The 13,316-nt window shown below is 60.8% G+C and carries 13 protein-coding genes; 2 read left to right on the top strand and 11 right to left on the bottom strand.

Features of this window, described 5'->3' with window-relative positions; genetic code table 11:
• Positions 1 to 6: 6 nt before the first annotated feature.
• Complete coding sequence (gene rhlB, locus FW789_RS18095) at positions 7 to 1,452, top strand: ATP-dependent RNA helicase RhlB (protein WP_446431827.1); 1,446 nt, start codon at positions 7 to 9, stop codon at positions 1,450 to 1,452.
• Between the two features lie 25 nt (positions 1,453 to 1,477).
• Here rhlB and moaE read toward each other — a convergent pair whose 3' ends face one another.
• The 5 genes from moaE to FW789_RS18070 form a co-directional block, all read right to left on the bottom strand.
• Positions 1,478 to 1,924, bottom strand: coding sequence for a molybdopterin synthase catalytic subunit MoaE (gene moaE, locus FW789_RS18090; RefSeq protein ID WP_186701073.1), 447 nt, complete (start codon positions 1,922 to 1,924; stop codon positions 1,478 to 1,480).
• 2 nt (positions 1,925 to 1,926) lie between these two features.
• Positions 1,927 to 2,172, bottom strand: coding sequence for a MoaD/ThiS family protein (locus FW789_RS18085; protein WP_103438499.1), 246 nt, complete (start codon positions 2,170 to 2,172; stop codon positions 1,927 to 1,929).
• Positions 2,169 to 2,642 carry a cyclic pyranopterin monophosphate synthase MoaC gene (moaC, locus tag FW789_RS18080; protein ID WP_186701072.1) on the bottom strand — a complete coding sequence of 158 codons (474 nt, stop codon included), beginning with the start codon at positions 2,640 to 2,642 and terminating at the stop codon, positions 2,169 to 2,171. Before moaC ends, FW789_RS18085 begins: the two co-directional genes overlap by 4 nt.
• Before the next feature lie 95 nt (positions 2,643 to 2,737).
• Complete coding sequence (locus FW789_RS18075) at positions 2,738 to 4,132, bottom strand: PhoH family protein (RefSeq protein WP_101322034.1); 1,395 nt, start codon at positions 4,130 to 4,132, stop codon at positions 2,738 to 2,740.
• A 289-nt stretch (positions 4,133 to 4,421) separates the two neighbouring features.
• Positions 4,422 to 5,582, bottom strand: coding sequence for a polysaccharide deacetylase family protein (locus FW789_RS18070; protein WP_340612191.1), 1,161 nt, complete (start codon positions 5,580 to 5,582; stop codon positions 4,422 to 4,424).
• Between the two features lie 137 nt (positions 5,583 to 5,719).
• On the opposite strand from FW789_RS18070, the gene yaaA reads away from it, so the two are divergent.
• Positions 5,720 to 6,493 carry a peroxide stress protein YaaA gene (gene yaaA, locus FW789_RS18065; protein WP_103438501.1) on the top strand — a complete coding sequence of 258 codons (774 nt, stop codon included), beginning with the start codon at positions 5,720 to 5,722 and terminating at the stop codon, positions 6,491 to 6,493.
• Positions 6,494 to 6,648: 155 nt separating this feature from the next.
• Here yaaA and FW789_RS18060 read toward each other — a convergent pair whose 3' ends face one another.
• The 6 genes from FW789_RS18060 to FW789_RS18035 form a co-directional block, all read right to left on the bottom strand.
• Positions 6,649 to 7,875, bottom strand: a complete 1,227-nt coding sequence (locus FW789_RS18060) for an efflux RND transporter periplasmic adaptor subunit (protein ID WP_411562618.1) — start codon at positions 7,873 to 7,875, stop codon at positions 6,649 to 6,651.
• Positions 7,868 to 9,313 carry a TolC family protein gene (locus FW789_RS18055; protein ID WP_446431826.1) on the bottom strand — a complete coding sequence of 482 codons (1,446 nt, stop codon included), beginning with the start codon at positions 9,311 to 9,313 and terminating at the stop codon, positions 7,868 to 7,870. The genes FW789_RS18060 and FW789_RS18055 overlap by 8 nt, the downstream gene beginning before the upstream one ends.
• Positions 9,314 to 9,317: 4 nt before the next feature.
• Positions 9,318 to 10,427, bottom strand: coding sequence for an ABC transporter permease (locus FW789_RS18050; protein WP_446431825.1), 1,110 nt, complete (start codon positions 10,425 to 10,427; stop codon positions 9,318 to 9,320).
• Between the two features lie 58 nt (positions 10,428 to 10,485).
• On the bottom strand, positions 10,486 to 11,154 hold the full coding sequence (locus FW789_RS18045; protein WP_446431824.1) for an ABC transporter ATP-binding protein: 669 nt from the start codon (positions 11,152 to 11,154) through the stop codon (positions 10,486 to 10,488).
• A complete protein-coding gene (locus tag FW789_RS18040) occupies positions 11,151 to 11,942 on the bottom strand; it encodes a hypothetical protein (protein ID WP_446431823.1) in 792 nt (263 codons plus the stop codon). Before FW789_RS18040 ends, FW789_RS18045 begins: the two co-directional genes overlap by 4 nt.
• A gap of 88 nt (positions 11,943 to 12,030) precedes the next feature.
• Positions 12,031 to 12,471, bottom strand: a complete 441-nt coding sequence (locus FW789_RS18035) for a hypothetical protein (protein ID WP_446431822.1) — start codon at positions 12,469 to 12,471, stop codon at positions 12,031 to 12,033.
• Between the last annotated feature and the right edge of the window lie 845 nt (positions 12,472 to 13,316).

Here is a 13,316-nt window from a genome sequence, read left to right as displayed (position 1 = left end):
ATGACCGTGCTGAAGGCACTGAAAAAGATATTCGGCAAGGGAGACGCCGCACCGCAAACGGCTGCGCCCCAAGCCACTGAAACAGCACCCGCACCTGCGGTTCTACCGCCTGCTAACGAGGTTCAGCCTCACCCCGAGCCTGCCGTTGCCGTTGCGCCGGTCTTCCCGTCGCGCAGCGAAAAGCCTGCGCAACCCAAGCCTCGCCGCGAACGCAAGCCCAAGCCACAAGCCAGCCTGTGGAAGCTGGAAGACTTTGTCGTCGAAGCTCAGGAAGGCAAGACCCGCTTCCACGACTTCAAGCTCAGCAACGAGCTGATGCATGCTATTCAAGACCTCGGCTTCCCGTACTGCACGCCGATCCAGGCCCAGGTGCTGGGTTATACCCTGTGCGGTCAGGACGCCATCGGCCGGGCCCAGACCGGTACCGGCAAGACGGCCGCGTTTCTGATTTCGATCATTTCCCAGCTGCAGCAGACCCCGCCGCCGAAAGAGCGCTACATGGGCGAGCCGCGTGCGCTGATCATCGCGCCGACCCGCGAGCTGGTGGTGCAGATCGCCAAGGACGCCGCCGACCTGACCAAGTACAGCGGCCTCAACGTCATGACCTTTGTTGGCGGCATGGACTTCGACAAGCAGCTCAAAGCGCTTGAAGCCCGGCACTGCGACATTCTGGTGGCCACCCCGGGCCGCCTGCTGGACTTCCACCAGCGCGGCGAAGTGCACCTGGACATGGTCGAAGTGATGGTGCTCGATGAAGCCGACCGCATGCTCGACATGGGCTTCATCCCTCAGGTGCGGCAGATCATCCGCCAGACCCCGCCGAAGAGCGAACGGCAGACGCTGCTGTTCTCGGCGACATTCACCGACGACGTGATGAACCTGGCCAAGCAGTGGACCACCAACCCGGCGATCGTCGAGATCGAGCCGGAAAACGTCGCCAGCGAAACTGTCGAGCAGCACGTCTACGCCGTTGCCGGCAGCGACAAGTACAAGCTGCTGTACAACCTGATCACCCAGCAGAAGTGGGAACGGGTGATGGTCTTTGCCAACCGCAAGGACGAAGTGCGGCGTATCGAAGAGCGCCTGGTGCGCGATGGCATCAACGCTGCCCAGCTTTCAGGCGATGTGCCGCAGCACAAGCGTATCCGCACGCTGGAGAATTTCCGCGAAGGGCGCGTTACCGTACTGGTCGCCACCGACGTTGCTGGGCGCGGGATTCACATCGATGGCATCAGCCACGTGATCAACTTCACCCTGCCGGAGGATCCGGACGACTACGTGCACCGCATCGGCCGCACCGGTCGCGCTGGCGCCGCTGGCATCTCGATCAGTTTTGCGGGTGAAGACGACTCGTATCAGTTGCCGGGCATCGAAGCCCTGCTGGGTCGCAAGATCAAGTGCGAAATGCCGCCTGACGAACTGCTCCAGGCGGTGCCGCGCAAGGCGCACTGATAGTCCGATCGCAGGCCCTGCCGAACTACCAGCGTTCGGCAGCCTGCTGATCGCTGTGCCTGCCCTCGACCCAGCGTGGTCCGTCTCCGGTAGTTTCTTTCTTCCAGAACGGCGCGCGGGTTTTCAGGTAATCCATGATGAAGTTGCAGCCATCGAAGGCGGCCTGACGGTGCGCGCTGGCGACGCCGACAAAAACGATCGGCTCGCCGGGCTGAAGCGTCCCTATACGGTGCAGCACCTCGACCTTGAGCAACGGCCAACGCTGCTCGGCTTCGACAACGATCTTGGCCAGGGCCTTCTCGGTCATGCCGGGGGCGTGCTCGAGAAACATCCCCGCCACTTCGCGACCGTCGTTGAAGTCGCGCACATAACCGACAAAACTCACCACCGCACCCACGCCGGCATTGGCTGCGTGCATGGCATTGACCTCGGCGCCAGGATCGAACGCCTGTTGCTGCACTCGTACAGCCATGTTCAGCCTCCGGTCACCGGTGGAAAAAACGCAACTTCGTCGCCATCTGCCAGAGGTTCAGCCAAACGGCAAAGGTCCTGATTGCGCGCGCACATCAGGTTCTGCTCGGCGAGCACGGCATACTCCGGGCCTTTGCCAAGTAGCGTCTGGCGCACTGCTTCAACATTTTCGAAGTCGCCCTCGAGACGCTCGCCGTCACGCCCGAGCAGCTCGCGATAGCGGGCGAAGTACACCACCTCGACGCTCATTGCGCGGCCGCCTTGAAGTCGCCGCTCTTGCCGCCGACCTTCTCCAGCAGGCGCACCTGTTCGATGACCATGCCTTTGTCGACGGCCTTGCACATGTCGTAGATGGTCAGCGCGGCGACGCTGGCAGCCGTCAGTGCTTCCATCTCCACCCCGGTCTGCCCGGCGAGCTTGCAGCGGGCAACGATACGCACGGCATCAACGCCCTCGGCCGTGAGCTCGACCTTGACGCTGGTGAGCATCAGCGGGTGGCACAGCGGGATCAGATCACTGGTCTTTTTCGCCGCCTGGATACCGGCAATGCGCGCCACGGCGAACACATCACCCTTGGGGTGATCACCGTCGACGATCATCTGCAGGGTCTGCGGCAACATGCGTACACGCGCCTCGGCCACTGCCTCGCGCTGGGTCACGGCTTTTTCAGTGACGTCGACCATATTGGCACGCCCCTGGGAATCGAGATGAGTCAGCACTGCTCTGCTCCTGTGAAGGGAGTAGAGAGTGTAAACCTGCAAGTCAGCTTTTCGCAGCGAAAATAACCGGGCGGCGAACCGCCCGGCCAGATGGTTTACATATGCGACTCGGCGTACTCGGCGAGCACCGAGCGCGGAACACCCTGCAGGGTGATGTGCACGCCGTGGGGGAAGTCCTTGAAGCGCTCGGTCAGGTAGGTCAGGCCCGAGCTGGTTGCGGACAGGTAAGGGGTGTCGATCTGCGCCAGGTTGCCCAGGCAGACCACCTTGGAGCCAGCACCGGCACGGGTGATGATGGTTTTCATCTGGTGCGGGGTGAGGTTCTGGCATTCATCGATCAGGATCAGGCTCTGCTGGAAACTGCGACCGCGGATGTAGTTCAGCGATTTGAACTGCAGCGGTACCCGTTCAAGGATGTACTCGACACTGCCGTGGGTACTCTCGTCGTCCATGTGCAGGGCTTCGAGGTTGTCGGTGATAGCGCCCAGCCAAGGCTCCATCTTCTCCGCCTCGGTACCGGGCAGGAAGCCGATCTCCTGGTCCAGCCCCTGCACGCTGCGGGTGGCGATGATGCGCCGGTAGCGTTTGCTGACCATGGTTTGTTCAATGGCTGCCGCCAACGCCAGGATGGTCTTGCCCGAACCCGCCGCGCCGGTCAGGTTGACCAGGTGGATGTCCGGATCGAGCAAGGCGAACAGCGCCAGGCTCTGGTGGATGTCACGCGGTTTCAGGCCCCAGGCTTCCTGGTGCAACAGCGGCTCCTGGTGCAGGTCGAGCAACAGCAGTTCGCCCTCGCGGATGCCTTTGACCCAGCCGACGAAGCCTTGCTCGTCGATGATGAACTCGTTGACGTGCACCGACGGCAACGGGTCGGTCAGTTGTACCCGGTGCCAGGTACGGCCGCGCTCCTGACGCGTGTCGACCTTGTTGACGCGGTCCCAGAACGAACCGCTGACCGAGTGATAGCCCTTGGACAACAGCGATACGTCGTCAACCAGTTGGTCGGTGCTGTAGTCCTCGGCGGCAATGCCGCAGGCGCGCGCCTTGAGGCGCATGTTGATGTCTTTGGTGACCAGCACCACGTCCAGATCCGCACGTTTGGCGCGCAGTTCCAGCAGCTGGTTGATGATGATGTTGTCAGCGAGGTTTTCCGGCAGCAGGCGATTGGGCTCGCTGCGCGGGCCCATCAGGATCGACAGGAAGCCCTTCGGTCCGCTTTTGCCACGCTGGATCGGCACGCCCTGTTCGACGTCATTGGGTGACGCGTCGGCAAGGGTCTGGTCGATCAGGCGAATGGCCTGGCGGCAGTCGGCGGCGATGGTCTTTGTGCCCGTCTTGAGCTTGTCGAGTTCCTCCAGCACCGTCATCGGGATAGCGACGTGGTGCTCCTCGAAGTTGAGCAGGGCGTTGGGATCGTGGATCAGGACGTTGGTATCGAGCACATACAGGATTGGCTTGCTGGAGGAAGGGTTGCGTCCATGGTCATCCATACTCGGGCACCTTATGTCAGAACCGCGCGACGCATTCTGGCTGCGTCGCAGAGTGACGCCGTTCTCCCCGTATCCGCGTTGTTACGGGCGGGGGGCTCACCTGGCAAAGGAGGGTCTGGATGACGCCACCTGTGCTGCAGGAATCGGCTGTCTGGTTCTTTCATACCGCAAAAACGATGAACAAAAAAAGCTTTTTTACGTGTTGATGAAGTTTATTTTTCCGAATGACGAACCGACCTTGGCGAAGCCTCGGCATGGGTCTAGAGTCATATATCAAGCTCGATCGTCATCATCCGCCTACGCCGCTCTGCGCCGTTGCGCCAGCGTCTGCGCCGCGCCCGTATTCCTTGCAGTCCTGCCAACCGATACCGCTCTGCACCGTGTGCTGCAGCAACCACTCCAGCGCCGGCTGAGCCTTGATCTGGTTGTCATGAAACTGAATAACGCCCTTGCGCCACAACAGCATCAGCGTCACCACACGCTGGGCTGATGCCTCGGCGGTCAGTGCGCCATCGTCCATTGCGTCGATATCCCATAACGACACCTGCAGCCCTTCGCTGGCCATGAACGCCTCACCATCGCTGCGCCGCTGGCCATAGGGCGGACGGAACAGCGGCACGTACTGCTCGGGCAACTCGGCCTGCACCCACGCCTGGCTGCGGCGCAGCGAATCCTGCCAACCCTGCCATTGCGCGTGGGAGCGGTACTCCCAGCCCTGGATGCCGACGCACTGCTTGCGGTACACGTCCTGCAATCGGCCAGCGCCGCTGTCGCGGCGCTGCTGCAGGCGGTTGCCAAGGACGAAGAAGGTGGCGTTGAGTTTCTGCCGGCGCAGGTAATCGGCCAGGTTGTCGGTGCTGCTGCCCTGCCCGCCTGGTCCGCCAACAAAGGTCAGCAGGAACATCCGGTCATTCAGTTCATCGCCGTTGCGTTCGCGGCTGGACAGCCGTTCAATCTCGCTGCTGGTCTGCGGGAACAGCGCCGCCTTGCGCAGCTGTTCATCCAGGTAGCGCCGATGAAAGCTATGGCTGGGTTCGGTCCAGCCGACATAGAACTCGCCGACATCGGCATTGAACGTGGCCGCCCGGGTGCGCAATTCGGCCATCGACTCGAGCGGATAGCAGAACGACGCATCCTGCTCGCAACTGCGCTGGGCCTGCTGGTAGTTCTGCCACAGCCGCTGCCACATCCGCGCCCGCACCGCACGCACTACCGGCAGGTTGACCTGCCTGAGCTGAAGCCGCGCCGCCAGCGCCGGCTCGTCGAGCATTTCGCTCTCCTGCAGCACCTGGGCAAACGACAGGATCTCGGCCCGCGACGCCACATCGAACAGCACCGGGCTGTCCAGTTGCTCAGGCCACAGGCTGCGATCAAAGCTGGCCGGGACGACCGGGGCGGCTTGCACGGCCAGGCTCAACACACTGGCCAGCACGGCCAAGGCAATGCGCACGATCAAATTCTCCATTTCATCCTGGCCGGCACTATAGCGCGGCCCTCGACGATGTTCTGTGACTATCGTCGGCATAGTTTGGACTTGCCCGGTTCAGCCCGTAGAATCGACGCCATTCGATTTCAGGAGCCGACCCGATGCTGACGGTGATTTCCCCCGCCAAAACCCTCGACTACGACACCCCGCCGGTGACCGAGCGTTTCACCCTGCCGCAGTATCTGGATCACTCGCAGGCGCTGATCAGCCAACTGCGCGACCTGAGCCCGGCACAGATCAGCGAGCTGATGCACCTCTCGGACAAACTCGCCGGCCTCAACGCCGCACGCTTTGGCAGCTGGAGCGCAGACTTCACCCCAGACAATGCCAAACAAGCGCTGCTCGCGTTCAAAGGTGACGTATACACCGGCCTCGACGCCGAAAGCCTCAGTGAAGACGACTTCAGCTACGCCCAGGATCACCTGCGCATGCTCTCCGGCCTCTACGGCCTGCTGCGCCCACTCGACCTGATGCAACCCTACCGCCTGGAGATGGGCACCAAGCTGGCCAACCCACGCGGCAAGGACCTGTATGCCTTTTGGGACACGCGCATCAGCGAATGGCTGAACCAGGCACTGGCCGAGCAAGGCGACGACGTGCTGCTCAATCTGGCCAGCAACGAGTACTTCAGTGCGGTCAAACGCAGCGCGCTCAAGGCACGGATCATCAATGTCGATTTCAAGGACTGGAAGAACGGCCAGTACAAGATCATCAGCTTCTACGCCAAGAAAGCCCGCGGGATGATGAGCCGGTTCGTGATCCAGGAGCGGATCGCCGATCCGGAGCAGCTCAAGCAGTTCGATGTGCAGGGGTACTACTACAGTGTTGAGCAGTCGAAGCCGGATCAGCTGGTGTTTCTGCGCGATCACCTGTAGGAGCGACCTTGCCGGGGCGCCGGACCGGTCGGAAAGGCCCGCAAAGCGGGCCCGGCGATGTCGGCGGCGAAGCTGAAAATGAGGGCACGCTACGCGCGCCTTTCGCGACACAGGGCCGCTCCTACACGCCAAAGGAGGTGGTTATTGGCAGCGTCTTACTCCACCCAGACCCAACCCGCCTCCAGCCCTTGAACTTCGACGCCTTGCGGCACTGCGCGAAGGGGAGTGACGACAACATTGCGCCCTGGCTGATAGTCGTCCGCGCGATACAGCACGTAGTGGCCACTGCCGTCGTCAGTACGCAGCGCCGCTGCGGGCACCGCCAGCGCTTGCTCATTGCTGTACAGCAACACGGTCACCTGCGCGCTCATCCCCAGCCGAACGCCCAGCGCGACCGGGTCTGGCTGAGTATCCAGAGCAATCAACAAATCGAACCAGGCGCCCTGCCCTTCCTCGGTCCTGGCCTGCTGACCAACCGCGACGACCCGGCCGTTCAGCGTGTGCCCAGCAAACCCATCCCCGCTTACCTGCACGAACATCCCCTCGTGGACCTTATGCAGATCGCTTTGCTCCAGTGCGGCGCGCACCTGTAACTGGCTCAGATCGACCAGCACAAACAGCGGCGTGCCTTGACTGGCCAACTGGCCGACTTGCAGCGCAAGTTGGCGGTCCTCGCTTGGCCGAGGCACCAGCAGCCCACTGAACGGTGCGCGTACCTCGCGCTGGTTACGTAACGCCGCCAACTCGCGCTGGCGCGCTTGAGCAGCGTCGAGTTCAATGCTCGCCAGTCGCAAATCTACGCCTTGCCCGCGCTCACGGGTTTGTCGCAGATGCTGCCTGGCATCAAGCAGGTCCTGCTGCAGCATCACCATTTGTTGCTGCAAGGCCTCCACTTCCTGACGGGCGACGATACCCCGGTCGAACAGCCGCTGCGTCTGCTTCAAGGCTACCTGCGCGAGCTCCAGGCTGCTGCTGGCCATAGCCTGCGCACGTTTGGCCTGGGCCATCTCCGAGCCGCTTGCCCAGGCTTGCAGTTGCCGCAACGCGCGCTGGCTCTGCAGCAGCTGCGCTTCAGCTTGGCGAACCTGCGGGTCCAGTTCAGCAGTGTCGAGTACAGCAATGATATCTCCCGCTGCCACCTGCTGCCCCGGCGCTATCGGCAGCGCCTGAAGCAGGCCGGCAAACGGCGCCGCCACGGTCACTTGACGAACAGCCTGAATCCGCCCGAGCACGCCAAGGCGCTGCTCGATGAGTTGCGGCTCGATCCGCAGCCATGACCCGACGCTATTCTCGCTCAGCTCTGCCGGCCAAGGGCGCCATGGGCTCAGCAGAAGCCAGCCAAGCACCAGCATCGAAATTGCCAACACCTGCTGCCTAGTCATTGATGGCCACGTCCCAGCTGTCCAATGTCGTGCCCAGAATCAAGTCAAGGGCGGTCTGCGCATTCAAATAGGCGATCTGCGCGTCCAGCCGTGCACTCTGTGCGCCGCGCAGATCGCTCTCGAAACTGAGCACCTGAAAGTTGCTCGACAGGCCGAGCGCTAGCTTCTCCTGTTCGGTGGCGAGCTTGCGCCGTGACAGATCCAGTGCTCGCCCGGCGATTTGCAACTGGCGCCAACTGACCTGCACTTCGCGCACGCCATCGACAACCTCGCGCTGCAGTTGCTGACGGGCGTCGGCCAGTTGCAAGCGTCGACTATCAACGGCGACTTGGGCCCGCACCAGCCCTTGCCGCCGGCTCAAGTCAGCAATTGGGATTTCCAACTGCAACCCCAGATAGTGTTCCCAGACCTTGCCCGAATTTGGCCGCTCACGGGCCTGGCTGGTAGCACCGATCAACGACAAGTCCCAGCGCTGCTGATCCTTGGCAAGGCGCAGATCGAGGTCTGCTTGCTGATCGGCCAGCAACTGCAGCAGATAGATCGGCTGTAAGGCTTCAGCCTGGGCTAAAGCCCGCCTCGGATCTAGCCCGATCGGCTCGGCTTCCGCCTCTTCGCTAACGCGCAAGGGCGTGTCCAGATCCAGAGCCAGTGCTTGCAGCAGCGCCAGGCGGCCAGCGTGCAAGTTATTACGACTGCCCTCCAGAGCCAGTTCCTGATTGGCCAGCTCTGCTTCGGCCTGAACAATCTCGAACGCGGCCATGCGCCCGGCGTCAATCAGCTCGCGGTTGACGGCAATCAGCTGGCTGGCCCGTTGCCGAGCATCATCGGTGATGTTTAGTTGTTCCTGCGCACGTAACAGGTCGCGATACAAGCCAATGATGCGGGTGATGGTGTGTGACACCTGATCTTTGAGGGCCAGTCGATTGGCTTGCTCGGCCAGTTCCGCCTGATGCAAAGGTGCCATGGCTATGTCACGCCCTGCACCTCTGAGCAGCGGCTGGATCAGCATAAGGTTAGCGCCGTCACGATAACGCGGCCCAGCTGCATTGCCCCGAGTCTGGCCGTAGGCCCAATCGAGACTCACGCGGGTGCCGTAAGCCGTCAGCACACTCGCGCTGGGCGTTAACTCCGCCTGGCGATAGCGATCGTCCTGATTGCGGTTGGCCTGATACTGCGCCTTGAAGGAAAGTTGTGGCGCGTAGCGGTCAGCTGCAACGCGCAGCTCGAACTTGTCAGCAATGCGCTGCAAGTAAGCACTGCGAATACTGCGGTTGTCGCGCAAGGCCAAGGCAATCGCGTCGCTTAGACTCAACACCAGCTCGTCACGAGCTGCAACCGCCTTGGCCGAAACCGCCCCGGGGATGATCTGGCTAGGCGAGCGCAAGGCGGCTACGGTGATACCAGGCAGCAGGCACAGCAGCAGGCAGCAGCGCATCATCCGGTCATTCATCACGCAGCGCTGCCACGGGTTGCAGGCGCGCAGCAGCCAGCGCCGGCTGCAGGCCGAAGAACACCCCGATCAGCAGCGCACTGACCACGCCCAGCGGTATCGACCAGGGATCAAGGGCAAAATCCCAGCCCGACAGCCAAGCGAACAACCAGGCGGCCAGTACCCCAACCATCGAACCAAGCACAGCCCCGCCACTTGCCAGAATCACCGCCTCGAGCAGAAACAACCAGGCGATATCCACAGGCCGTGCGCCTAGCGCCATGCGTACGCCGATCTCACGCCGCCGCTCGATGACGCTCATCAGCATTACATTCATGACGCCTACGCCGCCAACCAGCAGTGCGATAGCGCCCAGGCCTGCCAACAACCAGCTGAACAGACGCGCCTGGCTGGCCATGCCATCAAGCAACTGCTGGGGTACCTGCACTTCGACTTCAGCGCCGGGCAGTTGCATGCGCAGATCACCGGCCAATTCATCAGCAGCAACGCGCACGCTTTGTGAATTGCGCGCCAGCGCCACTACCGCGCTGATCTGCGGTGCCGATGACAAGCGGCGCATGGCTTGCAGCGGTATCAGCAAGCCGTCATCGACCGCCACTGGCAGCAACGGGTTGTAGCCTATCGGGCCAAGGATGCCGATCACTTCGAACAGATAGAGACCCAGCTGCAATTGGTCACCCACGCTGGCCTGCAGTTGCTGCGCAGCGATCGCCCCCAGCAGCAGGTAAGGGCTGTGGGCGTCATGCTCTGACAACAACCGTCCCTGGTCGGCGGTCAGGCCGAGAACAGTGGCTAACGCCGGTGTACTGCCTGTGACCATGAGCGCTTCACTGATAGCGCCCAGACGCACCTCGACCGGCGCCATCGCCAGTGGCGCTGCGCTGATCAGCAGTGGTGAAACCGCTGACAGCTGCGGCGGCTGAGCCGTCATCGCCGGGGTCTCGCTATCACGCTGCAAAGTGGCGACCAGCAACTCGCTGCCCATGCCTTGAAATAACTGCCGAGATTGCAAGGCGGCGCTATGGCCGACATTGAGCAACGCCACCACTGCGGCGCAGCCCACCGCAATGCCCAACAAGCCCAGCCAGGCGCGACGCCCCATCGTGCCTAGGTTTGCTTTCGATTCGGCCAGCCGCTGAGAAGCGCTCGGCCCGTAATGGTCAGTGAGCATCGCCGACCTGCCCCGCCCGCACGTTCAAGCAGCGCTGCATGTGGCTGGCCATCGCGGGATCATGAGTGACCAGCAACAGGGTCACACCTCGCTCACGATTAAGCGCTTTCAATAGCTCAAGCACATCTGCCGCCGCTTCGCCATCAAGGTTGCCGGTGGGCTCATCGGCGAGTAACAACTGCGGCTCGCCGACCAACGCGCGGGCGATCGCGACGCGTTGACGCTGGCCGCCGGAAAGCTCGGCTGGCAGATGGCTCATGCGCGCCCCCAACCCGACCGACTGCAGCTGCATTCGTGCGGCGCATCTGGCCCGCGGCACAGGCATGCCGCGATAAAAAAGCGGCAAGGCAACGTTGTCCAGCACAGTCAAGCGCGGCAGCAAGTGGAAGCTTTGGAAGACAAAGCCGATGCTGCGGTTACGCATCATTGCCCGTTGCGCACCGCTGGCACCGGTCATGTTCTCACCACCGATCAGCACACGGCCATGACAGGGTTCATCGAGCAGACCGATCAGGTTAAGCAGCGTGCTTTTGCCAGAGCCTGACGGGCCAACGATGGCGCAGGATTGACCATGAGCGATCGACAGCGAGACATCACCAAGGATCACCTCGCCGCCGAGTGAACGGTGGACGTGTTCAAGCGAGATGGCGGCGCTCATGAGGGACTTGCCTGGTCGCCAAGACCTTTGGCGCTGCCCTCGTCGCCGGCCGCATCCTCGCGTTCATTAGCTGGTTTCCATTCGTTGGCGACCATGTCCAGAAGCGACGTATTGAATTCTGGCCACTCTATTTCCACAGCGCCCATCTGCATGCGGATCATGGCCTCGTAGTTACCATACCCGGCAACTTCGATGCGCGGCAGTGAGTCATAGTAATGGATAGTCTCCAGCAATGCGTCATCGCTGCGCCCGGTACGCTGACGCTCAGCATCCATCTTGTCGATTATATATCTGGCCCAGTCCTGATGTTGAGCATCCGCCTCCCATGATGCCGCACGGCGTTCATTAACCGTGAAGCTTCCGCTTTCATCGTAGGTAATCAGGCTTAGTTGATCACGCGACAGCCCCCTAAACGGGTTACTGCCCGTGCCATTGATGAAATCAGTGGCGTGCCGTGCCCTATCAAGTAACTCGACGTTATCGGTATCCGGTTTTTGCGCATCGTAAAACTCCTTTGCCGACGTATAATTCGCCCCACCAATCCTATCCCTGATCTGAGCGGCCAATTCCGCCAACTCCTTGCGTGAAAGCAGGCTATCACGAAGGGCGGCACGCGCGGATGCTTCGCTTAACTGCTTGGCCAATGGTGACAACTGCGGTTCTTCTCGCGCAACGCCAGCATCCAATTTTGCGACAATCTCAGCTTCAGAGGGCTGCACTTGGCGCCTAACGACGGCAGCACTCGCTGAAGCAGAAATAGAAGGTAGTTGCTTGTTAACAGCATCCATATTGCACACCTCTGGTAGTTTAAGAATCCAGCGCCCGTAGTTAAGCCATTACAGGAATTCAGGTAGGGCTCTACAGATCCCTAATTAGCTACTTCATTGAGAATTCGACCTTCCAGCCATAATCGGCAGCGGTACTCGTTATAGTTGCCACGCACGTAGCGCCACCACTGGGCGTTGCTGTTTTTGTCCACTGTGGTTGTTTTATTCCACCTGGCATCATCCGCATCTGAAAGGTCGTACCAAACGCGCAGGTCTTACTGCCAATGGTGTAGCGGACCATCGCTGCATTGACGTCTGGGCTGATAATCCGCTGAACACGGAAGAGTATCGAAGTGTTCGCCTCTACCTTTTCGCGGGGCTTTGGGCTGGCGATCTGATACGTGCTGGATTCGTTAGTTGTAACGATTTTCAGCACTGCCTGCTCGCGTCCCAGATTCTTGAAGGTGACATCGACGAGAGGCCCTGCCTGAGCTAACCCAGCCGCCATAGATGCCAGCGCAAGAATCACGCTCATCACCGAATTTTTCATAGCTGCTTTCATCCTTTTTTTTAAGTGATGCAGCCCGCGAACATGCAGGGCTACAGAGGCAGTACCGAATCCCCATCGTTGTGTGCAGGTTCATCTGCATTGCTCTCACCGTCTCTAACGGCACCCCGCCTCTAACCCTTAGGGTTCGTAAGGTCTTGCTCTGTTACGGCATGTGAGCCCCATTGCAGAGCACCGCGTGATAGACAGGGCGGATCGGCATTAAACGCCAAACATCAGGCGCCAAATAATCGACAAGGCAAGATCGACGCCCCCGCGCCAGCAGACCGTTCGTAGTTTTTTGACGAATTTTGCAATTATTTTTCCGGTGATGGCATATAACCATCCCGCTGGGTGTTCACCCTTTATATACCGGGGTGAAACCGTCGCGTGCTATCACCATGCAACTATGCGCACTTAGATAAATATTTAGAAATCTTTCATTTCGTCAGTTTCGGTTCAGGAACTTTGCCCCCAAGGTGCCCCTCATAGGACCCGTAACGAATCTTCATCGCTGCAGGTGAGAGATGACTTACAGATGACAAGCGGCAGGTACCTACTACCCGGCCGAAGAACTTAGGCAGACGCCACGGCAACCACCAAGCGCGCTGCCAGCTGAAGGAGATGCAAGCCCTTTTAAACGTCCTAGTGGTTGATTTCAAAGGATTTATCCACTTGAAAGAACAAGCACAGCAGTTCGCCACGTAGCGCGCTGCAGTAAAGACGGCTGCATTTCAGGGCACGTTTTTTAATGATCGGTCTTTGACTGCCTACTTAGAGTGCACACCGTTGTGCACTCCGGATTTATTCATGCCTGCGTTCGGTGAAGTGTGCACTCGCCTCGGCAA

This window comes from Pseudomonas sp. 1121_17 (assembly GCF_052850745.1).
Note: the sequence above shows the minus strand (reverse complement) of the source record. Positions and strands in the feature narration are given on the sequence as shown.